This is a genomic window from Streptomyces sp. NPDC048419 (genome assembly GCF_043200415.1).
Taxonomy (GTDB): Bacteria; Actinomycetota; Actinomycetes; order Streptomycetales; family Streptomycetaceae; genus Streptomyces.
Window position 1 is genome coordinate 162,621 of record NZ_JBICXT010000003.1, and the last position, 24,908, is coordinate 187,528.

Genomic DNA, 24,908 nt, shown 5'->3' on the forward strand with positions numbered 1-24,908 from the left:
GCGGGGGGAGGACATGGCGATCACCGGGGCGGCCGAACTGCTGGCCGCCTGGGAGACGGGGCTCGGCGAGGCGCCCGTCGGACGGGCGCTGCTGCTGCACCGCGCGGCACGCCCGGACGTCGACGTCTCGCGGCTGCCCGACGTTCCCGTGGGAGAGCGCGAGGCGGACCTGTTCGCGCTGCGCCGGGCGCTGTTCGGCGAGCGGATGCAGGTGCGATTGGAGTGCGCCGCCTGCGGCCAGGACATGGAGTTCGACCTGGACGCCGGCGAACTCGCCGGATCGCTGGGCGGACACGGCGAGCAGGTCGTACGGGTCCAGGAGGGCGGCTGGGACGTCGAGTTCAGGCTGCCCGGGATCGCCGACCTGCGGGCCGCGGCCCGCGCGGCGGACCCGCGGACGGCCCTGCTCGCCCGGTGCCTGGTCTCGGCGGCCCGCGGCACGACCGCGGTGAGGGGCCCGGAGCTGCCCGCCGCGGTGCAGCGCCGGATCGCCGAGGCCGTCGAGGCGGCCGATCCGGGCGCCGACCTGGTGCTCGACATCGCCTGCCCCGAGTGCGGCGCGGCCACCCGGGCCGAACTCGACATCGCCTCCTACCTGTGGACCGAACTGGACGCCTGGGCACGGGACGTACTGCTCGACGTCCACCTGCTCGCCACCGCCTACGGGTGGAGCGAGCCGGAGATCCTGGCGCTCAGCCCGACGCGGCGCCGCTACTACCTGGAGCTGTGTGCGGATGTCTGACACCCAGGTCTCCCCGGACTCCCCGGACTTCCTCGACCGGCTGATCGCGCGGCACGCCGCCCCCCGACCGGCCGCGGCGCGGGTGCGGCCCCGGCTGCCCGGCCCGTTCGAGCGCGTCGAGGCGGTACGGCCGCGGGCGGCGGCGCCCGAACAGGACGCGCTGCTGTGGCCCGCGGCCCCGCCGGCCGCACCACCGGCGGGCGAAGCGCGGACCGCGGCCGGCAAGACCCGTACGCACACGGAACGGGAGCACACCGTCGTACGCACCGAACGCGAACCGGCCGGCCCGGACCCGCGTCCGGCCGCGCCGGCCCGTGGCGAGGCACCCCTGCCGCGTCCCGCCGCGCCCGTCGCCCCGGGGCCGCGGCCCCCGGCCGACGCCGCGCGGCGTGCGGCGGGGCGGGGACGTGCGCCACAACCGGAACCCGCACGGACCGCGGTCTCCCCGCCCACCCCCCCGGGCGCGGAGACCGCCCCCCACGCCGTGTCGGCGGCGCTGCGACCCGGCGCCGCCGACACGGCGGCGGCACGCGACGCCGTACGGCAGGCCGCGGCCCGGCGCCCGGCCCGGGCCACCGAGCAGGTGGTCCAGGTGCAGATCGGGCGGCTCGAGGTGACCGCACAGCCCTCGGGCGGCGGGCGGCAGGCAACGCCCGCGAAGGAGCGGGCCGGGGCGACCGTGAGCCTCGCCGAGTATCTGGCGCGGGGGCGCGAGTGAACCACGGACAGGGATCAGCAGCCCGAGAGGAACCGAGGAACTGACGTCATGAGCAACGCACTTGCCATCGCCCATGTCACCCAGGCCCTCGCGCTGCTGATCGAGAACAACGTGGGGCCGGAGTTCGGTGAGGCCGTCAAGGTCGAGCCGCGCAAGCCGCCCGCCGACCCGCAGCTGGAGCAGCCGACGATCTCGGTGTTCCTCTACCAGGTCACGCCCAACACCTCGCAGCGCAACAACGACCTCCCGACCCGGGCCGGTGACGGCACCCTGGTCAAGCGGCCCGCCGCGGCGCTCGACCTGCACTACGTGATCAGCGCGTACGGCGACGAGCGGGAGCTGGTCGGGCAGCGGCTGATCGGTTCCGTGGTGCGCACCCTGCACGAGATCCCGATCCTGCCCAGGGACGTCATCGAACAGGCCGGTGAGCGGCCCTACTTGGCGGACAGCGACCTCGCCGCGACGGCCCAGCGCGTGCGGTTCACGCCGACCGTGATGGACGTCGACGAGACGTCGAAGCTGTGGGGGATGCTCTACCAGACGCCGTACACCCTGTCCGTGGTCTACCAGGCGACGCTCGTCCTCATCGACGGACGTCAGATCCCGGTGGCGGGCAAGCCGGTCGAACGGCCCGAGGTGCGGGTGCTGCCGTTCGGGGCGCCAGGCGCGCCGGTACCTGCGGGGGCCGAGCCGCAGGACTCGGCGCCGTCAAGTGACCCGCCGGCCGGGCCGGTTGGGACGGCCGAGCTCGAACCTCCCGCTCCGTCGACCGCCAGGAAGGCGGCCAAGGCCCCGGCGAAGGCTGTCGCCAGGTCCGCCGCCAAGTCCCCAGCGCGGGCCCGCAAGACGGCTCCCCGGACCACCAGGAACGCGCCGCGGCAGAGCGACGACAGCACGGAGAAGTGAGGCGGCATGACGACGACGGGGGCAGGTGAGGACATGGCGACGACCGAGCACGGGCCCACGCTGACCGCGGAGATCCGCCGTGTCCTGGCCAGGGTCGACGCGCACGCGGCGCGGTCCGCCGCGAAGGGCGACGCACCCGGCAGCGAGCCGGCCCCCACCGCGGGCCCCGGCACCGCCCCCCTCGACGCCCTCGTCTCCTGCTTCGGCCTCACCTCCTTCGAGCGCGACCTGGTACTCCTCGCCGCCGCCCACGAGCTGGAGCCCACGACCGCCGCCCGGTGCGCCGCCGCCTGCGGTGACACCGAGCGCGCGTACCCGACCTTCTCGCTCGCCCTGGCCGCGCTCGCCGAACCGCACTGGAGCGCGCTGACGCCCGTGGCGCCGCTCAGGCGCTGGCGGATCGCCGAGCTGGACGACGAGACCCGGCTGACCACCTCCCGGCTCCGGCTGGACGAGCGCATCCTGCACTTCCTGCTGGGCTCGCCCTATCTCGACGCGCGGCTGCACGGCCAGCTGCGCCGCACCCCGGTGCCGCAGGCGCTGACGCCGTCGTACGACCTGGCGGCGAGCCGGCTGGCCGAGGGCTGGACGACCGGGGCGGGCGCCGAGGCGCCGATCGTCGAGGTGACCGGCGGGGATCTGCGCAGCAGGGCCGACATCGCCGCGGCGGCCGCCGCACGCTCGGGGCTCGGGCTGTACACGATGAGCGCCGAGGACATCCCCGCCGAGCCCGTGGAGCGCGACCGGCTCGCCCGGCTGTGGCAGCGTGAGGCGATCCTGCTGCCGTCGGCGCTGCTCGTCGAGGTGGGCGAGCTGGACCGCGACCAGCGGGCGGCGACCGAGTCCTTCCTGGCCGGCGCCGCCGTACCGGTGGTGGTGTCGAGCGAGGACCCGCTGCGATCAGAGCGCTCCTACCGGGCCCGGGCCGCGGTGCCGCGGCTCGACGACGACGAGCAACTCGCCCTGTGGTCGGGCGCCTTCGAGGAGACCGACCTGGCCGAGGGTGAACTGCGCTCCCTCGTCGCCCAGTTCCAGCTGCCCCCGCACGTCGTGCGGTCCGCGGCTGCCACCGTGCGCCGCCTGCTGCCGCAGGAGGACGAGCTGGACGCGGCCGGACTCGCCTGGCGGGCCGGGCTCGAGGAGGCGCGCATCGGCATGGACGAGCTCGGCCGGCGGATCACGCCGCAGGCCGGCTGGGACGACCTGGTGCTGCACGAGCGGCAGACGGGCGTGCTGCGGGAGATCGTGGCGCATGTGCGGCAGCGGGCGACCGTCCACCAGGAGTGGGGCTTCGCCGCCACCCTGCGCCGCGGCCTTGGCGTGACCGCGATGTTCGCGGGCGGCTCCGGCACCGGAAAGACCCTGGCCGCCGAGGTCATGGCGAACGAGCTCGGCCTCGACCTGTTCGTCATCGACCTCTCGCAGGTCGTCAGCAAGTACATCGGCGAGACCGAGAAGAACCTCCGCCGGGTCTTCGACGCCGCCGAACGCGGCGGCGCGCTGCTGCTGTTCGACGAGGCCGACGCGCTGTTCGGCAAGCGCAGCGAGGTCAAGGACAGCCACGACCGGTACGCCAACCTGGAGGTCAGCTATCTGCTGATGCGCATGGAGGCCTACCGGGGCCTGGCCGTCCTCACCACCAACATGAAGAACGCCCTCGACACGGCCTTCCTGCGGCGCATCCGCTTCGTCGTCGACTTCCCCTTCCCGGCCGAGTACGAGCGGGCCGAGATCTGGCGGCGCGTGCTGCCCCCGCAGGCGCCGGTGAAGGACATCGACCCCGGGCTGCTCGCCCAGCTCACCGTCGCCGGCGGCTCGATCCGCAACATCGCCCTGTCCGGGGCGTTCCTCGCCGCCGAGGAGGGCGACCGGCTGCAGATGCGGCACATGCTCGCCGCCGCCCGCACCGAGTATCTGAAGCTGGAGCGCTCGCTGACGCCCACGGAGGTCCGCGGATGGGTGTGAACTCCGGGCCCGGGACAGAGCCTTCGGCGATCCGCGTCGACATCGGCGAACTGGTCCTCGACGGCTTCCGGGCCGACCCGGACCGGGTGTCGGCCGCATTCGAGACCGAACTGACCCGTCTCGTACGGCTGCACGGTGTGCCGCTGGCCGCGCGCGGCGCCCTCGCCGTCGACGCGCTGTCCGGGCTGCCGCCCCTGCCGGCCGGGCTGTCCGCGCGCCGCCTCGGCCAGGAGCTGGCGCGTGCCGTGCACGAGGGCCTGAGCGGTCACGGGGAGGTGGGCCCGTGAGCTCCCGGACCCAGGACGGCCAGGCGGAGCAGAGCGCCGAACAGCGCCGCCGCAAGCGCAGGGAACGTGCCGCCAAATCCCGTGCGCCCGAGCCGAAGAACATCGTCAGCGGCGCCGGGCAGCCGCTGGACCCCGGCATCCGGCGGGAGCTGGAGGAGCAGCTCGGCCACGACCTCGGCCGGGTACGGCTGCACACCGGCCGGGACGCCGGGCAGCTGACCGAGCTGCTCGGCGCGGACGCGGTCGCCGTCGGCCAGGACGTCTTCTTCCGCGAGGGCGCCTTCCGCCCCGGTACCGACGAGGGCCGGCGCCTGCTCGCCCACGAGCTCCAGCACACGGTGCAGAACCCGCACGGCCTCGGCACCCTGCGGGCCGGCCGCGAGCTCGGCGCGGTGAGCCTGCCCCAGCAGGCCGTCGAGCGGGAGGCGGAGGAGGCGGCGCAGGCGGTCGTACGGCCGGACTCCCTGCAGCCGTCAGAGCCGGCCCCGCAGGTCGAGGAGGGGCAGGACACCCCCGGCTGGTTGCGGTACGCCACCGTCGACGCCGACCGGATGCGCGCCGAGGCCGTCGACCCGGCGACCCTCGTCGACCGGATCGCCGGGAATGTGCTGCGCAGCCTGCGCGGGGACCCCACCGACGCCTCCGGTCGTGTACGACTCCAACTGGCGCGAATGTCGGAGGAGTTGGAGGACGCGGTCGTCGAGCGGCTGGAGAACCGGCTGCTCACCCCCGAGTACGACCGGCTGCTGGAGATCGCGGACCGGGCCCGCCCCGGCCCCGTCGAACTCCAGCCCGCCGAGGCGCCGTTGCCCGAGGTCGACCTCTTCGCGGAGCTCGGCGTCGAACGCACCCGGTGGCAGAAGAAGCAGGAGTCCGACCGAGGCTCCGCCGACCGGCGTGCCGACGACACCCGCGAGGAGCAGCGGGACGCCAGGTCGCGCGACGCCAAGAGCAGCAGCGACCGCAGCCGGGCCGGCGCGGACGCGGCCACCGAGGACCAGGACGCCGCGCGGCGCACCGAGCAGGAGGACACCCGCAACGCCTCCCGGCAGCAGGCCAGGGAGGAGCAGCAGCAGTCCGACGAGCAGTCCGCCACCGACCGCGAACGCACCGACCAGGCCTCCGACGAACGCGCCCAGGGGCAGCAGGAGGGCACCGAACAGGCCAAGGAGGAGCGCAAGGAGCAGCGCGAGCGGGAGGAGGCCGACCCGCAGCAGGCCAGTGCGCCCGGCTCCGACAAACGCAAGCGGCGGGACGACCAGACCCAGCCGGCCGCCGGCTCGAAGCGCGAGGAGCCGGACCCCAGGCAGAAGGCCCAGCCCGGCCCCGCGCGCCCGGAGAAGGTCGACGAACACGCCGAGCAGCCCGACTCCGCGCTGTCCGAGCACGGTTTGAACGAGAAGGACGAGGACGGCGGCGCCGAGGCCGAACCGCGCGAGGAGGAACGGCCGCTCGGCCTCGAGGCGGGCGCCGACCAGGAGGTCGCGGGCGGCGAGGACGAGGCCGGGGCGCCGGGCGCGAAGGACGAGCCCGCGCTCAAGCCCGAGGACTACCTGCCCGACGCCGACCTCGACCTGTCCGCCGTACCCACCGCGGACCAGCTCGGACCGGGCGCCGCCCAGCCGTCCCTGCCCTCCTTCCCCACCCCGCCGCCGACGAAGGCCGAGCGGACCGAGCAGGAGCGGGAGAAGAACGAGCGGGAGCGGTCCGAGGAGGACGCGGCCGAGGCCGGGCCCGAACCGAAGGCGCCCGGACAGGACGAGGGGCCGGTCGAGGGCGAGGCGCCGCAGCCCGAGAACGGACCCGTCGCGCAGGGCCAGGACCGCGGCACCAAGGACCTCCAGGAGACCGACAAGCCGCTCGACCAGGAGGTCGGCCCCGACCTCGCCACCCAGGACAAGGAGCGGCCCGAGCCGGAGACCGAGAAGCCGGACCCGGAGCAGCTGCAGGAGCGGGAGCAGACCAAGGACGCGGACGACGCCGGTTCCGACGGGACGGACGGCGACGAGGAGCGGCCGGACGTCAGGGACGAGCAGGAGGAGAAGGACCGGCAGCGGGAACGTACGGCTGCCGAGTCCCGTACGAGCCCTGCGGCTCCGGGGCCCGTGCCCGCGGTGGCGACCCCTGTCGCGGCCGCCGTGTCCCGGCCGGCCGGTGCCCAGACGCCGAAGACCCCCGTCGAGGACCGCGACCCCTCGCCGGCCACCCGTCGCGCCGCCGAGCCGCCCCGCTCCGAGCGCGAGGCACCGCAGGCCAAGAGCCAGGTGCCCAAGGAGAGCGGGCCCGGCGCCGTACCCCACGGACCGGTCGGCGCCTCGGAGAAGACCGGGCCCGCGGTCGCCGCGGGCCCGGGTGCCGCGCCGTCCGTCGCCCAGGCGGCGGTGAGCCCGGCCGCGGAGCAGGCCGACGGGCCGGGCCAGACCGCCGCGACCGACGCGCCGAGGCCCGAGGCCTCGCTGGAGAAGGACGGTGGCGGCTGCGCGCCGCCCGCGCCCGCACCCGAGAAGGACGAGGGCCGGCAGGGCGGTTGCGGGGGCGGCGGCGGGGCCGCGCCCGAGGAGAAGCAGCAGGAGCCGCCGGACGTCTCGGGGCAGGACCCCAAGGCCGCCGTGCAGACCGTGAGCAAGCTGGCGCCCGACCAGGCGGCCGCCGCCATGCCCGGGGTCGACAAGGCCGCGGACAAGAAGATCGCCGACGAGCAGAAGCGGCTCGACGCGGCACCGCCCACACGTGAACGTCCGTCCGGGGCACCGCAGACGCGGTCCGCGCCGCCCCAGGCCGCGCCCGCGGCCGCCCAGGTCACCGGCAAGGTGGAGCGGATCGGGCCCGAGGACCAGGCCGACAAGCAGAAGGCGAAGGGCGGCGACAAGGCCGAGGGCAAGCAGCCCGCCTCCGACGTGCCTCCGCCGCCGCCTCCGGCCGTACCCGACAAGGGACTCCGCGAGTCCGAGGCGAAGAGCGTCGAGGCGGCGGCCGACGCCGTCCCGACCACCGACCCCGCACTCGAGAACAGGACCGTCGGCCCGGCGCCGAAGATCCGCCTCGAGGGTCCCAGCGATCCGACCCGCACCGACGACCAGGCCAAGGCGCTCAAGGACAAGCAGTCCGACCTGCAGACCACCGGCCGCCAGGACGCGGCCAAGCCGATGGGCGAGGACCAGGTCTTCCCCGACGCGCCCAGGGAACAGCTCACCGGCAAGGCCTCCGGCGGCGCCGCTGGCGGAAAGGGCGGCGCGCTCGCGGCCACGCCCGCGCCGAGGGCCGGCGTCGGAGCCGTCGCCAAGCAGGAGAAGGGCACCGAGATCACCGGTGCCGCGGGCAAGGCGCAGGGCGACCTCGGTGCCAGGGACAAGGAGCACCAGCAGAGCGAGCAGCAGGCCAAGCAGGACAAGCAGACCGAGATCGACCGCGAGGTCGAGCGCAACACCACGCAGCAGACCGCCGAACGCGGGCGCGTCGCCCAGCAGACGCAGAAGCAGCGCGAGGACTGGCGGTCCGAGCAGGACAAGAAGGTCGCGGACGCGGACAAGCAGTCCGGCGACGAGCACGACAAGAAGAACAAGGACATCGTCAAGGCGCGCGACGACAAGGACAAGGAGATCGGCGCGCGCAAGGACAAGGACAACGGCCAGATCGACACCGAGCGGGAGAACGCCGAGAAGGAGGCCAGGAAGAAGAAGGAGGAGAAGAAGCCCTCCGGAGGCCTGCTCGGCTGGATCGCCGACAAGGTCGCCGACTTCTTCAAGGGCCTGCTCGCGGCGGTCACCGCGGTCTTCGACGCCGCCCGCAAGGCGGTCAACGGGATCATCGACAAGTTCAAGGACTGGGCCAACCAGGCCATCGACTTCGTACGGGACCTGGCTGTCAAGGCGATCAACGCCCTGGCGGACGTCCTGATAGCGATCGGCGACACGCTCCTGTCGGCCTTCCCCGAACTCCGGGACCGCTTCCGCAAGGCGATCGAGGGCCTGCGGGACGCGGCGATCGCGACGGTCAACCGCCTGGCGGACGGCCTGAAGAAGGCGGTCAACACGCTGCTGGACGCGCTGGCCGCGGGCCTGAACAAGTTGCTGGACGTCCTGGAGGCGGGCGTCAAGGCAGTGATCAAGGCCTACCAGGCGATCATCGTGGGCGCGATCAAGTTCGCGCAGGCGGCGATCGAGGCGCTGGGGAAGTTCGCGGCGCTGGTGGCGGACATCGCACCGGACCCGGGCGGCTGGATCTCGAAGGCGGGCAGCGCGGCCAAGTCCGGTATCACGGACCATCTGTGGGGCGCCATCAAGGTGGCGGTCAAGGGCTGGTTCGACACGAAGGTCGAGGGCATCCTCGGGCTCGGCAGGGCCGTGATCGACGTCCTGGTCAAGGGCTGTGTGTCGCTCAAGCAGATCGGCAAGATGGCCTGGGACGCGATCATCGCCTCCCTCCCGATGATGATCGCGACGCTGGTCATCGAGAAGGTCGTCTCGATGATCGTGCCGGCGGCCGGGGCGATCCTGACGATCATCCAGGGACTGATGGCGGCCTGGTCGACGGTCAGCTCGATCCTCTCGGCGTTCTCGAAGTTCTGGGCGTACCTGACGGCGGTGAAGGCGGGTCCGGCGGCGTGTCTGTTCGCCGAGGCGGTCGCCGCGGGTGTGGTGGCGCTGCTGGACTTCATCACCAACTTCCTTCTCCAGAAGCTGTCTTCGGCGACCAAGGGCGTGGGCAAGCGCCTCAAGGGCATGGCCCAGAAGATCATGGACGGCCTGAAGAAGGTCGGCGGCGGAGCGAAGAAGGCGGCGGGCGCCGCGGTCAACTCGGCCCGGGGCGCCATGCGCAAGGCCCGCCAGGCCCTGGGCCATCCGGGCACGGAACACCGCCCGAAGGGCGAACCGTCCCACGACCTCAAGTCCCCGGTGAAACCGAAAGATCACGCTACGCCGAAGGGTCCGGCGAAGAAGCCTGAGGGGGAGGCCCAGCCGAAGGAGAGGGCACCGGAGAGGGACCGGACACCGGACCGCGAGCCTTCGAAGGAACGGGTGCCGGACAAGGACCGGACACCCGAGAAGGACAGGACGCCGGATCGGGAGCCGTCGAAGGACCGGACACCGGCCAAGGAGAAGGACTCGGCCAAGGACGCCAAGGACAAGAGGCCCGAGGCGACACACAAGAAGAAGGAGATCGAGGGCCCCAAGCCGACCAAGCCGAAGAAGCCCAAGTCCCCGGTGGGCAAGGCCCTCTCGAAAGCCAAGGGCGCCGTCAAGTCCGCCCTGAAGAAGGTCGGCAACGCGGCGAAGACCCTAGGCCGCAAGCTGAAGAAGTCGAAGCTCGGCAAGGCGCTCAAGAACGGTGCGGCCAAGGTGCGGAACTTCTTCAAGAAGAAGAAGGACCAGCTACGGGACCACAAGAGGCGGCAGCAGGAGCAGAAGAGGCGCAAACAGGATGGGCGGAAGAAGAAGGAGAAGTCGAAGGAGTCCAAGGAGGCACGTCTCCAGAAGATCCTCACCCGTATCCGCCCGCTCCTCCAGCGCATCATGACTCCGGGCGTGCCCCGCCCTGTGATGAACGTGACGCTGGCCGGCCTTCGTCTGTGGTACCGGCTCACCGGGCTGACCCTCGACGGCGCCAAGAGCGGCCGGATCATGGCTCTGCTCAACCCGCAGGGGATGGTTCTTCCGTTCCACAGCACGGATGCCTGGACCGAACCGCCGGAAGCCACGAAAGCCCGGACGGACGCCCGGGCTGTGGAGGAAGCCGAAGCCGATCGCATCCGGGAGCGCGAACGGCAGGAGAAGCGCGCGGCCCAACCGGAGGCGGAAGCGGATGCGACGGCAGAGCCTGGTCAACCGAATGCGCTCTCTGCCGAGTTGAACAACATTCTCGCCAACCCGTTGGCGGGGCGGGGACAACGGCGACGCCGGCGTGGCGGTCCCGTAAGCAAGGGTGAAAGCCTGACGTTCAAACGTGCGGAGAAGCGAGCCGTAACGGGCGACAAGCTCACCCCGGACCACATACCCTCGGGCGCCGCGCTCATCCATGCGGCGCAGCGCAGAGCCATTGCAAGGGAAGAAGCCAGAAGGAACACGAAGATGGACGAGGGGGAAATCACTGATTTCCTTCAGAAGGAAGAGTTCATCACTGTCAATGCGCAGGGGAACATTGGCAGGGGGCCGAAGAGCAAGAAGATCTACAATGAGGCCCTCGCCATGATGGTCACCGGAAAGGAGCATGAATACCGGAAGGCCGATCCGGAGGGCGGTTCGCGCACGCACGGGTCAAGGAACACGCCTCAGCAGATCGCTCTTGACGCCAGGGACCTGACCGTGGCGGCTGAGGACGACTTCCGTTTCTACCTGACGAGTTGGCAAAGTAAGAGAACTCTGGTGAAGAGTCAGGTCTATAGCATGATCTTGCACTACAAGCGGCTTACCGACCGAAAAGAAATCGACTACTCCCGCAGTATCGACAATCTGCTGTTGCACTACTGGAAGAAGGCAAGGAATGACACCGACTGAACGCGTCGAGCAGATTGCCTTCGACCCCGGCCTGTCAGTTTCCGAGAAGTCGGACCGCATCACAGCATTTTTCACACAGCAGGGTGACCCGGGCATCACTTTGGCTGCGGACTGTCTTACGGATACGGACGACCCAGCGGTGGCCCAGTACATTGCTGCATACCTGGAGTTGACCCCAGGCGGGCAGGAAGAGAAGACGCGCGCGGCCGAGCGGTTGCGCGGCAAGGGGCCGGTCGTGCAAGCGGTCGCCCGGCTCGTGCCTTGGCTTCCGGAACACCTGCTCGATGCATTCGTCAACGACTTCTTCGCGTCCCCGGATCCAGAGTCGCCTCTTGCCTCGGTCATCTTCGCCATCGGCGTGTTCCACCCCGCCCGGCTGCGATCCCACGCTGATCAAATCGAGAGAGCCGCCGTGCGGCAGAGTCTGTTGTCCGGCGCACCGGACGATTCGGCCGACGCCTTCCTGAACGAATGGCACAAGACCCGGGACCTGGACAGCCTGCAAGCACTGGCCCTCATCAGGACTGTGCATGCGGCTGACCTGATCGCTTCGGTGCGCGACGAAATCGATGATCCCGAGGACTGGGAGTGGTTGATGCCGCTGGCAGGGAGGCTTCCCGACAGCGGAGCTGAGTCGGGGTTGCGTCCCGCCTACATGGGGTTCGTCACAGAAAGAGGCAAGAGCCCCCACGCCATGGGCGGCCGATACGCGCACGAGGTCCCCTTGTGCGCCCGGTGCAGTAGTCCTGCCGACCGGGTGCTCACGCTCTCCGCGACGGCCCTGCCGCAAGAGTTGAGCAGTGATCCGTCGTTCTTCTGGTTCTCTTGCGACTGCGATGAAGTCGACGTCCTGACAGTGCGATTCACGGCTCAGGGAACGTATGCCTACTTCCAGCCACAGGGTCCCTCTGTGGACCACTCGCGTGTGATTCCCGGTGAACGGTCCCTGGCATTGGAGCTCCACCCCAACCAGACGGGCGTGAGCCTGCCGGCCATCACTGGCAGTTCTCGTCACCAGGTCGGCGGTCTGCCTCGGTGGCCTTCACCGGAGACGCATCCCATCTGTCCCGAGTGCGGGAAGTTCATGCCCTTCTTGGCTGCGGTGGACAGTGGGCCCACCCTCTTCGGGCCGATGGATTTTGGTGGGTCGCTCTTCGGTTTCTGGTGCGACAACTGCTCGGTGTCGACCACACAGCTGCAGGACTGAAGGGCGGAGAGAGGAAGAATGACCCGCTACGCAGACATCCCCAAACCCATCCGCTCCGGAATAGTCGTCGTCGACCCCGACCGCGGCACCCCCCAGCGCGTCATCGTCCTGCAGTTCAACCCCGACACCCTGGAGCGCAGCATCGCTCCGCAGTCCGCCGGGGACAGCAGTGACGGTGCGAGTGGGGGGAGCGGGGGCGGGGATCGGAACGAGGCGTTGCGGCTGAAGGGGCCCGCCGAGGAGACGTGGAAGTTCACCGCCGAGATCGATGCCACCGATCAGCTGGAGATCGCGGCGCCGGACGGCATCCACCCCCAACTGGCCACCCTCGAAATGCTCGTGCAGCCGACCACCGCGCAGCTGCGCGCCGCGAGCCGGCTGTCGCAGAAGGGGACCATCGAGATCAGCCCGATCGAGATGCCGCTGACGCTGTTCACGTGGGGGAGCAAGCGGGTCATGCCCGTGCGGCTCACCGAGCTGTCCGTCAACGAGTCCGCCTTCGACGTGAATCTCAATCCGATACGGGCCGCGCTGAGCATCGGCATGAAGATCCTCACCGTCAGCGACCTGCCCGCCGGGCACCGCGGTGCGGATCTGTACATGGCGCACCTCGCGCAGAAGGAACGGCTCGCGGCCGCCGCCCGCGGCGGCAGCCTCGGGGCCCTGGGACTGCCGGGTGCCGATGTACTGAGTGGAAGGGGCTGAACCCACAGCCATGGCCGACATCGAGTCCTACGAGAGCGCCCTCGGCGCGATACCCGGTGCGCACCCCTACCCCCGCACCAGCAGGTACCACGACGCCGAGATTGGCATCCACCGGCTTCCCGACGGGACCGAAGTCCGCTACGCCAAGCGCCGGTTGCTGCCTCCCCTCGACATCCAGGAGACGCAGGAACACGTCGTCGGCGCCGGCGAGCGGCCCGATCTGCTCGCCCAGCGGTTCTACGGCGACCCCGGCCAGTGGTGGCGCATCGCCGACGCCAACCCCGTACTCGATCCACGGGAGTTGACCGACGAGGCGGGGCGGATCATCGAGATCCCCGAGCCGGGAGGGCACCGGCGTGTCTGACCAGCCCGTCGGGCAGGGTCCCGTCCACATCACGCTGCTCATGGGACCGAAGCTCGCCCGCCCCGTCCCGGCCGAGGTGACCGAGGCCCTGCTGTCCGCCCAGATCACCGCCACCGCCGGCGAACGCAGTGGATTCCAGCTGGCCTTCGACCTCACCAAGAGCGGGCTCATCAATCAACGCCTGCTGCCCGAGGGGTTCTTCGACCCCAAGACGCGGCTCATCGTCACCGTCAGCGTCCGTGGGACGCCCGACGTCCTCTTCGACGGGCTCGTCGTCCGGCAGGAGGTCGGCGCCAGCAACCAGCCCGGCCACTCCACCCTCACCGTCACCGGCGAGGATCTGACCCTGCTGATGGATCTGGAGGAGCGGACCGCCAGGTACCCCAACCTCCCGCCCTCCGAACGGGTTCTGAGCATCCTGCGGCGCTACTCCGACTACGGCATCCGGCCCGATGTCTACGCCGAGAAGATCGCCCAGCCCCCGCACCAGGATCTCCGCGTCCACTACCAGACCGGTACCGACCTCCAGTACGTCACCGACCTCGCCCGCGCCAACGGCTACACCTTCTACCTCGAACCCGGCCCCAACCCCGGGCAGTCCTCGGCCCGTTGGGGACCGGAGGTCCGTCTCGGCATCCGCCAGCACGCCCTCAACGTCAACATGGACGCCAACACGACCGTGGACCAGCTGACGTTCTCGTACGACGGGACGGCGCGGGAAGAGCCGCAGGCCCGCTGGCAGGACCCGGGGACCCGTGTGTCCACGCTCCTGCCCCAGCCGCCGATCAGTCCCCTTCGGCCGCCCCTCGGCCGGCGCCCCACCCCCGCCCTCAAGCGCAGGACGCTCTCCGGCACCGCCAAGCAGCAGCGCGAACAGGCCGAGGCCGAACTCCTCGCCCGTGCCGCCGTCTCCGCCGACGTGGTCTCCGGCTCCGGCTCGCTCGACGTCAACCGGCACGGCTACATCCTGCAGCCCCGCCAGCTGGTCGGCGTGCGCGGCTCCGGACGGGCGTACGACGGCGACTACTACGTCAAGTCCGTCACCCACAACCTGCGGCCCGGGTCCTTCCAGCAGAACTTCACCCTCTCCCGGGAGGGGCTGGAGGCCCGCAGCGACTACGTCCGGCCCTGACGACCCAAACGCCTCAACGACTCACCCACCAGGAGCAGTTCAGCATGGCGGCAAACGGCAATCGCTACCTCGGCAAGTTCCGCGGCCGGGTCGTCGACAACAACGACCCGCTGCGGATCGGCCGGATCACCGTCGAGGTGCCCGACGTGCTCGGGGACGAGGCGTCCACGTGGGCGCTGCCCTGTCTGCCGTTCACCGGGCCCGAGTCGGGCCAGTTCGTGGTGCCGCCGCCCGGCGCCGGCGTGTGGGTGGAGTTCGAGCAGGGGGACCCCAGCTTCCCGGTGTGGACCGGGTGCTGGTACGGAGCTGCCGAGGAACTGCCGCCCGACGCGCGGCGCGCGCTCCAGACGAACTCGCCGGCCAAGCCCGTCGTCGTGCAGACGCCGGGCGCGCACAAGATCGTCATGAACGACACCGCCGGCGCCGATCAGGGAATCCTGCTCCAGGCCCAGGGCGGCGCCTACCTCCGCATCACCAAGGAGGCCGTGGTCATCGCGACCGGCGCAGGCGCCGAGATCGTGCTCCGCGGCAGGGAAGTGACCATCAACGAGGGCCAGTTGACCGTGCTCTCGAAGCGATAGAAGACGGGGGACGCACCAAGTTGTCCGGGAGTCTGCTCGACGCCGGCGCCGTGATCGGCTGCCCGCACGGTGGCCGGGTCACCGCCGCCACCACGCCCACCGGCGGCGTACGCATCGGGGGTGCCGCCGTAGCGACGGCCAGGCACGCGTACGTCGTCGTCGGCTGCCCGCACACCCTCGACGGTGTGCCCACGCCCTGCGTGACGGTCCGCTGGACCGCCGACGGCAGCGGCATCACGGTCGACGGCGCCCCCGTGCTGCTCGACACCTCCGCGGCCCTGTGCTTCAGCGCGGCCCTCGTGCCGCAGGGACCGCCCGTCGTCCTGGCCGCGCCGCGAAAGGTGACCGCCCGATGAGTCAGCCGAGCCGGGCGGGCCGCCCGCGCACCGACATCGCGTTCCCCTTCCGCGCCGACCGCCGGGGACGCACCGCGCACGCCGGCCACGCCGAGCACGTCCACGACCTGATCGAGCAGCTGCTGTTCACCAGCCCGGGGGAGCGCGTGATGCGCCCCGACTTCGGCTGCGGGCTGCTCGACCTCGTCTTCGCCCCCAACAGCCCGGAACTCGTGAGCACCCTCGAACTCTCCGTGCAGGCCTCGCTGCAGCGCTGGCTGGGCGACCTGATCGACGTCGTCGCGCTCGACGTGGTCAGCGACGACGACGCCGTACGCGTCCATCTGTCCTACGTCCTGCGCGCCACCGGCGCCCGCACCGACGACGTGTTCGAGGGGAGGGCCGCATGACCACCGCCACGTCCCGCCGCGCGAAGGTACGCGCCGCACAGCTCAACGGAGTCGACGCCGTGGAGGTGAGCGACGACGGGCTCCTGCTCACCGTCACCTTCCTCGGCAAGGCCCCGCACGGCCTCGGCCCGGAGAACGTCCGCATCGACGGCGGCCGCCGGATCACCGGACTCACCGACATCACAGTCGTGGACGTCAGCGTCGAACGCGAGGAGGACCCCGAGCTCGACGACCGGCTCTACGTCACCCTCGACCGGACCGGCGACACCTCGCGGTACGTGTTCGCGCTCGTCGAGACCGACCCGTACGGCCGCCCGGGCACCGAGCCCTTCCGCGGTTTCGACCAGCGCTACCACCGCGCCTCCTTCTCCTTCCTGCCCGACTGCCCAACTCCCTTCGACTGCAAGGAGGACGGGCAGGAGCAGCCGGACTTCCCGGCCGCGCCCGTAGTCGACTACACCGCGCGTGACTACGACACCATCCGCAAGCTGCTCCTGGACCGGCTCGCGCTCACCACCCCCGACTGGATCGAGCGCAACCCCGCCGACCTCGGCGTCACCCTGGTGGAGCTGCTCGCCCACACCGGCGACCAGATCAGCTACCAGCAGGACGCGGTGGCCACCGAGGCCTACCTGGACACAGCGCGCCGCCGGGTCTCCGTGCGGCGGCACGTCCGGCTCATCGACTACGCCATGCACGACGGCTGCACGGCGCGCGCCTACGTCGCCGTCCGGACCGCCGGCGACACCACCCTCGCCGCGGGCACCTTCCGCTTCGCCTCCGTCGACGTCCGCGCCCTCGACCCGCACGACCGGCCCGAGCCGGGCCCGGTGATCGACGAGAACGACCTCGGCGACCTGGACGAGCGGGGCTCGGTGCAGGTCTTCGAACCAGTCGTCGCCGAGGACCCGCTGGAGCTGAGGGTCGCGCACAACGCGATCCGCCTGTGGACCTGGGGCGGCGAGGTGTGCGCCCTGCCCAAGGGCGCGACCGCCGCCACCCTGCGCGACGAGTGGCAGGACCCGGAGACCTGCCGCGACCGCCAACTGAGCCTTGGTCCTGGTGACTTGCTGATCCTGGAGGAGGTCAAGGGCCCGCGCACCGGCACCCCCGGCGACGCCGACCCCGCCCACCGCCAGGCCGTCCGTCTCATCTCCGTCACCCCCGGTGTCGACCGCATCGAGGACCAGCCGGTCCTGGAGGTCACCTGGGCCGCCGAGGACGCGCTGCGCTTCCCGCTCTGCCTCACCACCCGCGGCGGCCGCGACTGCCTGCCCGTCGAGGACGTGACCCTGGCCCGCGGCAACGTCGTGCTCGTCGACCACGGACGCACCCTCACCGGCCTTCCGGATACGGCCACCGTGCCGCCCGGGCCGGCCGTCGTCGCGCCCTGCGACCCTCCCGCCTTCGGCTGCGCCGACCGCGAGGAGGGCAACGCGCCCGCCCGGCTGATCAACTCCCTCACGGACCGGGCGGCGAGCGGCGAGGCGCTCGTACCCGACGACGTGCGCGAGCTGTTCCAGGTGGTGGGCGAGGCCGCGACGGTGCGCGCCGGAATCGGTCTGGAGCGCGCCGGGCAGCGGCACGTGGGGGTCCCACCGGCCGGAGGCTGGGGGAGCGTGGTACCGGGCACGGCCTACGCCCAGGCGGCCGCCCTGCGCACCCTCCTCGCACAGTCCGTGTACCCGGGCGTCAGGCCCCGCTTCCGCCCGGTCCTCGGCCGCTCCCCGGTCGTCCAGGCGGTGCCCTTCCCGGACCCGGGGGCCGTGGCCGCCGGGCAGGCCGAGCGCATCGCCGCGATCCCGGGACGGGTGCGGCAGCGGCTCGTCGAGCTGTGGCGCAGCGCCCGCGACCGCGACGGACTCGGGGACGAGGAGATCGCCGAACTCACCGTCGTCTACGGTCTGAAGACCATCGAGCGGTACGAGCTCCGGGCCCATCCCGTTCGGGCGCTGCGCGAACTCCTGTACCGCAACGACGAGTTGCTCGACGCGAAGCTGCGCAGGGTGGCGGTCCTCGCCGCCCGCGCCCGGGCCGGGACGGTCCTCGACGGGCACATCGCCTGGGAGATCGCGCACAGTTGGGGCCTGGTGTACGCGGCCGGACTGCACCCCGGCGAGCCGGTGCTGCGCGGTTCGGCGACCGCCGCCCTCGACCAGGACCCGCGCACCGCGCTGCCCGCCGTACGCGTCACGGACGGCGAACTGACCTGGCTGCCCCGCCGCGACCTGCTGCACAGCGGCCCCCGCGACCGGCACTTCGTCGGTGAACTCCAGGACGACGGCAGGCTCGCGCTGCGCTTCGGCGACGGCCGGCACGGCGCCAGGCCCGAACCGGGCCGTCGCCTCACCCTGCATCACCGCCTCGGCGGCGGTGTCGCGGGCAACGTGGGCGCGGAGGCCATCAACCACCTGGTGATCCGGAGCGACTGCGAGCAGCCGCCGACGGCACTCGTGCGCAACCCGCTGCCCGCCGTGGGCGGCATCGAGCCCGAACCCGTCGAGCAGGCACGCCAGTTGGCCCCGCTCGACCTGCGCCGTACCCGGCTGCGCGCGGTCACCGCCGAGGACTACGCGGCCCTCGCCGGCGCGCTGCCCGGCGTGCAGCGGGCCGCCGCCGAGATCCGCTGGACCGGCAGCGTCCAGGAGGCGCACGTCGCGATCGACGCGTACGGCGGCGCCGAGCCTTCGGCCCGGCTGCTCGCGCGGGTGGAGCAGGACCTGGAGGCGTTCCGGCGCATCGGCCACGACCTCGTGGTCGGCCCCGCCCGCCTGGTGCCGCTCGACCTCGCGCTGCGCGTGTGCGCCGCGCCCGGCCACCAGCACGGGCAGATCCTGGCCGAGCTGTACCGCGTCCTCGGCAGCGGCCGGCTCGCGGACGGCCGGCTCGGGTTCTTCCACCCGGACGCGCTGACCTTCGGCGAGCCCGTACGGCTCAGCCGTCTGGTCGCCGTCGCCGCCGCCGTACCCGGTGTGCTGAGCGTCGAGGTCACCCGGCTGCGGCGGCTGTTCGAACAGGAACGAGGAGAGAGGGAGGACGGCGTGCTGCGGCTCGGCCCGCTGGAGATCGCCACCTGCGACAACGACCCGGACCGGCCGGAGAACGGCCTGCTGGCGATAACCCTGGGAGGTGCCCGATGAGCCGGACATGCTCCTGCGCCGGGGCATGCGGCGGCCACGACGAGCGCCTCGCGCCCGCCCCTGTGCACAACCCGCCCGGTCGCACCGCCCTGGACTACCGCGTCGGCGAGTACGGCTCTTTCCTGGCCGCCCTGCTCGACCGGCTCGCCTCACCGGCGTACCCGGCACTCGACGGCCTGACGGTGCGCACCCCGGACGACCCGGCCATCGGCCTGCTCGACGCCGCCGCCGTCCTGGGCGACCTGCTCACCTTCCACTCGGAGCGGATCGCGGACGAGGCCTATGTCCGTACGGCCAATGAGCACCGCTCGCTGGTCCTGCTCGGCCGGCTCGTCGGACACCGGCCGCGGCCCGGCGTCGCCGCCGCCACCCACCTCGCGTACACCCTCGAACGCGACCCGCGGGCGGAGACGCTCCAGGTCGTGATCCCGCGCGGTGCGCGCACGCACAGCGTGCCGGCCTCCGCCGACGAGGAGTCCGTGAAATTCGAGACCGGCCGGGACCTCACCGCCCGCTGGGACTGGAACGAGCTGAAGGTGCGCAGGCGCCGGCCGTCGCTGGTGACACCGGACGACCTGGAGCGCCGTTCCGAGATCTTCGTCGAGGGGACGGCGAACTCGCTGCAGACCGGTGACCAGCTGCTGTTCGTGTTCGGTGAACAGGTGGGCGGTGAGCGCAAGTTGCTGTCCGTCGCGGGTGCGCGCGTCGACCGCGACGAGGACGTCACGGCGCTCACCCTGCCGAAGTCGGCTCCGCCCACGCTCAAGGAGCTGGTCGACGAGGTCCGGCGGTGGATCGCGGAGCCGTCCGCCCCCGGTGAGCCGGGCGACGAGCCGCCGACGCCCGAGGTGCCGAATCCACGGCCGGTGAGCCGGCTGATCGAGGACTTCGAGGATCAGGTGCTGGCGCCCTTGCGGGCAGCTCTGGACGACGTGAAGACGCCGGAGGGGCTTGCCGCCGGCCTCGCGGAGCCGGTCGCCCGGACCGGTGAGGCAAAGGTGCTGGCCACGCCGTGGGGCGACGTCGCGGCCTGGTTCGAGCAGTTGCAGGCCGTCCTCGACGAACTCGCCCGGCGCGCACTGGGGTTGGCGCCTGCACAGAGCGTGGAGCCCCAGGCCTCCACCAAGGCGACGAGCGCCACGAACCCCCGTGAGGCTGCCTTCAACGCGCTGGCCGCCGTCCTGCCCGCCCTGCGCGCCCGGACGCCCGCCGCGCCCGCCGGCCCCGGCGCCCAGCAGCCCGGCGCGGACACTGCGCGGCTGCTCACGGCCCTCAACCCCGGGCTCGCGGGCCTGTATCCCGCCTGGCGCAAGGCGGCCGCGGCCTCGTACGGCGGCGCGCAGATCCTGCGGGACCTGCTCGCCATGCGGGTCAGCGCCGCGCCGTTCGGGGCCACCGCCCCGCTCAAGGCCGTCCAGGACGACAAGGGGCGGGTCATCCGCTCCACGGACTGGCCGCTCACGGGAGCCGCGCTCACCGGCCTGCGGATCGTCTACGACACCGGGGCCAAGGCCCCGGTCCGGGCCGAGTTCCAGCACGTCGAGGGCAACAGCTCCGACCAGCGGGCGGTGACGCTGCCGCTCACCCAGCAGGTCAGCTTCGCGCTCGGGCCGGGCCAGGTCGACCTGTCGACGCGGGCCGCCCAGGACCACGACCTGGGCTGGCTCACCCGGCGCCCCTCCGACTCCCAGGAGCCCGGCGTCACCGTGCGCCTCCGCGACGGCCTGCCCGACCGCACCCTGTTCGTGTCCCGGCCGGACGAGCACGGCGCGATCCACGTCGGCATCAACAACGGCTCGGCCCGGGAGGAGTCCCTCCAGCCGGGCGACACACGGCAGTTCACGCACGGCGAGTACGAGGTGAGCCTGCGCTACACCGTGGGCAGCACCGAGCCCAACGTCGAGATCGTCATCGCGAGCAAGCCGGCACCCGTGAACCGCAAGGTGCTCCAGCTGGACACCGTGCACACCGGCATCACCGTCGGCAGCTGGGTCGCCATCCAGCGCCCCACCAAGGGCACCCAGGACGGCATACCCGGCGACGCCGCGCTGGCCTTCGTCACCACCCAGGTCGTATCGGTCCGTACGGCGGCGTACACCAACTACGGCATCACCGGCCGCGGCACCGAACTCACCCTCGCCGACCCGTGGCTGGACGAGTTCGACGTCCTGCTCTCGCACATCCGCGACACCACGGTGTACGCGGCGGGCGAGTCGCTGCGCCTCGCGGACGAGCCGCTCGGCGAGGACGTGCACAGCAACGAGATCGAACTCGCCCAGCTCTACGACGGGTTGACCGCCGGCCGCCTCCTGGTCGTCACCGGCGAGCGCAGCGACATCCCCGGCACGACCGGTGTCACGGCGACCGAGGTCGTCACGATCGCCTCCGCCGACCCGGCCGTCGACCCGCGGCTGCCCGGCGACCGTGTGCACACCGGCCTGACCCTGACCACAGACCTCGCCCACCGCTACCGCCGCGAGACGGTCCGCGTCCTGGGCAACGTCGTCGAGGCCACGCACGGCGAGAGCCGTCAGGAGGCCATCGGCAGCGGCGACTCCGACCGCGTGGGCCAGACCTTCGCGCTCTGGCAGTCTCCGCTGACCTGGCTCGCCGACGACAACCCCCTCGGCGCCACACCGGTGCTGGAGATCAGGGTGGACGGTGTGCGCTGGCACGAGGTGGACAGCCTCGCCGGGCGCGGCCCGCGCGAACGCGTCTACATCACCGGCACCGCCTCCGACGGCCGTACGACGGTCAGCTTCGGCGACGGCGTGCACGGCGCCCGCCTGCCCAGCGGCCATGAGAACGTCCACGCGAGCTACCGCTTCGGCACCGGCAAGGCCGCCGACGTGCCCGCGGACCGGCTCACCCAGCCGCTCACCCGCCCGCTCGGCGTCACCGCCGTCACCAATCCCCGCCCGGCGACCGGAGGCGCGGACGCGGACGGTCCGGGGCTGACCCGCCGGACGATCCCGCTGGCCGTCTCCGCCCTCGACCGGCTCGTCTCACCCGCCGACTACGAGGACTTCGCCCGCTCCCGGGTCGGCATCGGCCGGGCCGCCGCACGCGAACTCTTCGACGGACGGCGGCGCGTGCTGCACGTGACGGTCGCGGGCACCGACGACGTGCCCCTGGACGGCGGTTCGGGTACCCTGCGCGCCCTGCGCGGCGCCCTCACCGAGTACGGAGACGCCGACCTGGCCGTCCGCGTGGACGTACGCGAACTGGTCCTGCTGCTCGCCGCCGCCAGGGTGAAGGTCGCACCCGACCACGCATGGGAGTACGTCGAGCCGCGCCTGCGCCAGGCGCTGCTGGGCCGACTCGGCTACGAGGGACGGGAGTTGGGGCAGCCCGCCCGGCTCTCCGACCTTCTCGCCACGGCCCACACCGTGCCCGGGGTCGACTATGTGGACGTCGACGTCTTTACCGGCGTCGCCGCCTCCGCCACCCCGGACGAACTCGCCGCGGTGCTCAACGACCCCGGCCCGCCGAGGGCCTCGGTGCCCGCGCGCCCGGCGACGTACGACGAGAAGATCCACACCGTCCGCGCCGACAACGGCGAGACACTGTCGGAGATCTGCGGGCGCTACGGCGTCCCGCTCGCCGAACTCCTGCGCCTCAACCCGGACATCACCGACACCCGGCGCCTGAAGAAGGGCCGCCCGGTGTGCGTGTTCCGCGGCATCCGCCCAGCCCAGCTCGCCCTGCTGTCCCCACGGGCGGCGGACACCCTCATCCTCACGGAGGTCAAGTGATGGCCGCGAACCCGGCGGACGTCCAGTTCGACACGACGGCCCCCGTCGTGTCCCGGGAGCCCGACGGCCTCGCCGCCCTGCTGCCCCGCTGGCACCTGCTGCGCGACGCCGAGGAGGGCGAGCCGCTGCGCGCGCTGCTCGCGGTGATCGCCGAGCAGCTGGACCGGGTCCGCGACGGCGTCGAGCAGGGCTACGAGGACCTGTTCGTGGAGACGGCGGCGCCCTGGGTGCTGCCCTACCTCGGTGACCTGGTCGGCTACCGCACCCTGCCCGGCTACGAGCGGGTCCTCACCACCGGCCTGCACGACGGCGGCCGGGAGGCGCTCGCCGAGGCGATCGCGCCGCGCGCGGACGTGGCGGCGACGGTCGCGAACCGCCGCCGCAAGGGCACGCTGCACCTGCTGGAGGAGATCTCCGAGCAGGTCGCCGGCTGGCCCGCGCGGGCCGTCGAGCTGTCACGGCTGGTCGCGCAGAACCAGTCGGTGAAGCTGTACCGGGACACCGGACGCGGCCGCCTGCTCGACCTGCGCGACGGCTCGGCGCTCGCGCTCACCGGGGGGCCGTTCGGGACGACGGCCCGCACGGCCGACGTCCGCCGCGCCAACTCGGCGCGCGGTCAGGGCGGTTGGACGCCGACCGGTGTCGGCCTCTTCGTCTGGCGGCTCAAGGCGTACCCGGTGACCTCGTCCCCGGCGTACTGCATCGACCGCGCCCGCAACCTCTACACGTTCTCGATCCTCGGCAACGACAGCCCCCTGGTGACCAAGCCTGTCCCGGAGCCGTCGCCCACGCACATCGCCACGGTCGACAACGTCCCCGCCTTCGTCACCCGCCGCCTGCTCCACGACCGGCTGCTGGACTACTACGGCCCCGGCAAGAGCTTCGTCATTCGGCGCGACGGCGAGGACCGGCCCGTACCGCCGTCCGACATCGTGGTCGCCGACCTCTCCGAGTGGCGCTACCGGCCCAAGCGGGGTCAGGTCGCCGTCGACCCGGAGCTCGGGCGGATCGCCTTCGGGGCCAGGTCGGCGCCCCGGCAGGGCGTGTGGGTGGACCACCACTACGCGAGCGGTGCCGACCTCGGCGGCGGCGAGTACGAGCGGCCCGACCGGGTGGACCGGCCCGACGCCGCCTTCTACCGGGTCGGCCCGGGGCAGCCGTACCGCCAGATCATGGACGCCTACCGGGCCTGGCAGCACGACCACCGGTCCGGCGACACCGGCCCCGACGGCATCATCGAGATCACGCACAGCGGCGCCTACCAGGAGCAGCTGGACTTCGACCTCGACCCCGGCGACCGGCTGGAGCTGCGCGCGGCCGAGGGCACCCGGCCGGTGATCCGGCTGCTGGACTGGTACAGCAACCGTCCCGACGCCCTCAACATCCGTGCCGTGGAGGCGGACTGCGCCCCCCACGAGCGGCCCCGCGTCGTCCTCGACGGGCTGCTCGTCGCCGGGCGCGGCATCAACGTCACCGGCCCGATGGGTGCGGTCGTCGTACGGCACTCCACCCTCGTGCCCGGCTGGTCCCTGGAACCCGAGTGCGAGCCGCACTCGCCCGACGAGCCCAGCATCGTCCTGGACCGCACCACCGCCTGCGTCCAGATCGAGCACAGCATCCTCGGCACCGTCGAGGTCATCGGCGACGAGGTGAGCGAGGACCCGCTCGACATCCATCTGCGCGACAGCATCCTCGACGCCACCGGGGACGACCGCGAGGCCCTGTCCGCCCCGGACTGCCGGCACGCCCACGCCGTGCTGCACCTGCACCGCACGACCGTCATCGGCGAAGTCCACACGCACGCGGTGGAGATCGCCGAGAACTCCGTCTTCACCGGGAAACTGCACGTGGCCCGGCGCGGCGTCGGCTGCCTGCGGCACTCCTACGTCCCCGCCGGTTCACGCACCCCGCGGCGGCACCGCTGCCTGCCCGATCTCGCCCCGGGCGTACGGCCGTTGTTCGCGGCCGTGCGCTACGGGACGCCCTGGTACGGGCAGTTGGCCGACTCCTGCCCCGAGGAGATCCGGCGCGGCGCCGACGACGGCGCCGAGATGGGCGCCTTCCACGACCTGTACCGGCCACAGCGCGAGGACGGACTGCGCGCGCGGCTCGCGGAGTACACGCCCGCGGGCGTCGACGCCGGGATCTTCTTCGTGACATGAGCAGT

16 protein-coding genes are annotated in these 24,908 nt (G+C 72.4%); all 16 read left to right on the plus strand.

Annotated elements, in window-relative coordinates; all coding sequences use genetic code 11:
* Window positions 1-13: 13 nt before the first annotated feature.
* Genes ACGFYN_RS08500 through ACGFYN_RS08575 form a run of 16 tightly spaced genes read left to right on the plus strand, consistent with a single transcriptional unit; the run spans window position 14 to window position 24,903 of the window.
* Window positions 14-742: a hypothetical protein gene (locus ACGFYN_RS08500; protein WP_393865018.1), complete on the plus strand. Its 729-nt coding sequence runs from the start codon at window positions 14-16 to the stop codon at window positions 740-742.
* A complete protein-coding gene (locus tag ACGFYN_RS08505) occupies window positions 735-1,460 on the plus strand; it encodes a hypothetical protein (RefSeq protein WP_393865019.1) in 726 nt (241 codons plus the stop codon). Before ACGFYN_RS08500 ends, ACGFYN_RS08505 begins: the two co-directional genes overlap by 8 nt.
* 48 nt (window positions 1,461-1,508) lie before the next feature.
* A complete protein-coding gene (locus tag ACGFYN_RS08510) occupies window positions 1,509-2,366 on the plus strand; it encodes a Pvc16 family protein (protein ID WP_393865020.1) in 858 nt (285 codons plus the stop codon).
* Between the two features lie 6 nt (window positions 2,367-2,372).
* Window positions 2,373-4,331, plus strand: coding sequence for an ATP-binding protein (locus ACGFYN_RS08515; protein WP_393865021.1), 1,959 nt, complete (start codon window positions 2,373-2,375; stop codon window positions 4,329-4,331).
* Window positions 4,322-4,618 (plus strand): hypothetical protein, encoded by a 297-nt coding sequence (locus ACGFYN_RS08520; RefSeq protein ID WP_393865022.1) that lies wholly within the window; start codon window positions 4,322-4,324, stop codon window positions 4,616-4,618. Before ACGFYN_RS08515 ends, ACGFYN_RS08520 begins: the two co-directional genes overlap by 10 nt.
* Window positions 4,615-11,112, plus strand: a complete 6,498-nt coding sequence (locus ACGFYN_RS08525) for a DUF4157 domain-containing protein (RefSeq protein WP_393865023.1) — start codon at window positions 4,615-4,617, stop codon at window positions 11,110-11,112. Before ACGFYN_RS08520 ends, ACGFYN_RS08525 begins: the two co-directional genes overlap by 4 nt.
* Window positions 11,099-12,319, plus strand: coding sequence for a hypothetical protein (locus ACGFYN_RS08530; RefSeq protein ID WP_393865024.1), 1,221 nt, complete (start codon window positions 11,099-11,101; stop codon window positions 12,317-12,319). The genes ACGFYN_RS08525 and ACGFYN_RS08530 overlap by 14 nt, the downstream gene beginning before the upstream one ends.
* A gap of 18 nt (window positions 12,320-12,337) precedes the next feature.
* Complete coding sequence (locus tag ACGFYN_RS08535) at window positions 12,338-13,024, plus strand: hypothetical protein (protein WP_393865025.1); 687 nt, start codon at window positions 12,338-12,340, stop codon at window positions 13,022-13,024.
* Between the two features lie 10 nt (window positions 13,025-13,034).
* Window positions 13,035-13,388 (plus strand): hypothetical protein, encoded by a 354-nt coding sequence (locus ACGFYN_RS08540; protein ID WP_393865026.1) that lies wholly within the window; start codon window positions 13,035-13,037, stop codon window positions 13,386-13,388.
* The gene (locus ACGFYN_RS08545) at window positions 13,381-14,520 is read left to right on the plus strand and encodes a hypothetical protein (protein WP_393865027.1); all 1,140 of its coding nucleotides are present in this window, start codon (window positions 13,381-13,383) and stop codon (window positions 14,518-14,520) included. Before ACGFYN_RS08540 ends, ACGFYN_RS08545 begins: the two co-directional genes overlap by 8 nt.
* Before the next feature lie 44 nt (window positions 14,521-14,564).
* Window positions 14,565-15,101, plus strand: a complete 537-nt coding sequence (locus ACGFYN_RS08550) for a phage baseplate assembly protein V (RefSeq protein WP_393865028.1) — start codon at window positions 14,565-14,567, stop codon at window positions 15,099-15,101.
* Between the two features lie 20 nt (window positions 15,102-15,121).
* Window positions 15,122-15,457 carry a hypothetical protein gene (locus ACGFYN_RS08555; RefSeq protein ID WP_393865029.1) on the plus strand — a complete coding sequence of 112 codons (336 nt, stop codon included), beginning with the start codon at window positions 15,122-15,124 and terminating at the stop codon, window positions 15,455-15,457.
* Window positions 15,454-15,846 (plus strand): GPW/gp25 family protein, encoded by a 393-nt coding sequence (locus ACGFYN_RS08560; protein WP_393865030.1) that lies wholly within the window; start codon window positions 15,454-15,456, stop codon window positions 15,844-15,846. The genes ACGFYN_RS08555 and ACGFYN_RS08560 overlap by 4 nt, the downstream gene beginning before the upstream one ends.
* The gene (locus ACGFYN_RS08565; RefSeq protein WP_393865031.1) at window positions 15,843-18,986 is read left to right on the plus strand and encodes a putative baseplate assembly protein; all 3,144 of its coding nucleotides are present in this window, start codon (window positions 15,843-15,845) and stop codon (window positions 18,984-18,986) included. The genes ACGFYN_RS08560 and ACGFYN_RS08565 overlap by 4 nt, the downstream gene beginning before the upstream one ends.
* Window positions 18,983-22,741: a putative baseplate assembly protein gene (locus tag ACGFYN_RS08570; RefSeq protein ID WP_393865032.1), complete on the plus strand. Its 3,759-nt coding sequence runs from the start codon at window positions 18,983-18,985 to the stop codon at window positions 22,739-22,741. The genes ACGFYN_RS08565 and ACGFYN_RS08570 overlap by 4 nt, the downstream gene beginning before the upstream one ends.
* Window positions 22,741-24,903 carry a hypothetical protein gene (locus tag ACGFYN_RS08575; protein ID WP_393865033.1) on the plus strand — a complete coding sequence of 721 codons (2,163 nt, stop codon included), beginning with the start codon at window positions 22,741-22,743 and terminating at the stop codon, window positions 24,901-24,903. The genes ACGFYN_RS08570 and ACGFYN_RS08575 overlap by 1 nt, the downstream gene beginning before the upstream one ends.
* Window positions 24,904-24,908: the final 5 nt, after the last annotated feature.

Coding starts and splice junctions, on each gene's coding strand:
- ACGFYN_RS08500 (WP_393865018.1), top strand. CDS start 14: ATGGCGATCACCGGGGCGGCCGAACTGCTGGCCGCCTGGGAGACGGGG.
- ACGFYN_RS08505 (WP_393865019.1), top strand. CDS start 735: ATGTCTGACACCCAGGTCTCCCCGGACTCCCCGGACTTCCTCGACCGG.
- ACGFYN_RS08510 (WP_393865020.1), top strand. CDS start 1,509: ATGAGCAACGCACTTGCCATCGCCCATGTCACCCAGGCCCTCGCGCTG.
- ACGFYN_RS08515 (WP_393865021.1), top strand. CDS start 2,373: ATGACGACGACGGGGGCAGGTGAGGACATGGCGACGACCGAGCACGGG.
- ACGFYN_RS08520 (WP_393865022.1), top strand. CDS start 4,322: ATGGGTGTGAACTCCGGGCCCGGGACAGAGCCTTCGGCGATCCGCGTC.
- ACGFYN_RS08530 (WP_393865024.1), top strand. CDS start 11,099: ATGACACCGACTGAACGCGTCGAGCAGATTGCCTTCGACCCCGGCCTG.
- ACGFYN_RS08535 (WP_393865025.1), top strand. CDS start 12,338: ATGACCCGCTACGCAGACATCCCCAAACCCATCCGCTCCGGAATAGTC.
- ACGFYN_RS08540 (WP_393865026.1), top strand. CDS start 13,035: ATGGCCGACATCGAGTCCTACGAGAGCGCCCTCGGCGCGATACCCGGT.
- ACGFYN_RS08550 (WP_393865028.1), top strand. CDS start 14,565: ATGGCGGCAAACGGCAATCGCTACCTCGGCAAGTTCCGCGGCCGGGTC.
- ACGFYN_RS08560 (WP_393865030.1), top strand. CDS start 15,454: ATGAGTCAGCCGAGCCGGGCGGGCCGCCCGCGCACCGACATCGCGTTC.
- ACGFYN_RS08565 (WP_393865031.1), top strand. CDS start 15,843: ATGACCACCGCCACGTCCCGCCGCGCGAAGGTACGCGCCGCACAGCTC.
- ACGFYN_RS08570 (WP_393865032.1), top strand. CDS start 18,983: ATGAGCCGGACATGCTCCTGCGCCGGGGCATGCGGCGGCCACGACGAG.
- ACGFYN_RS08575 (WP_393865033.1), top strand. CDS start 22,741: ATGGCCGCGAACCCGGCGGACGTCCAGTTCGACACGACGGCCCCCGTC.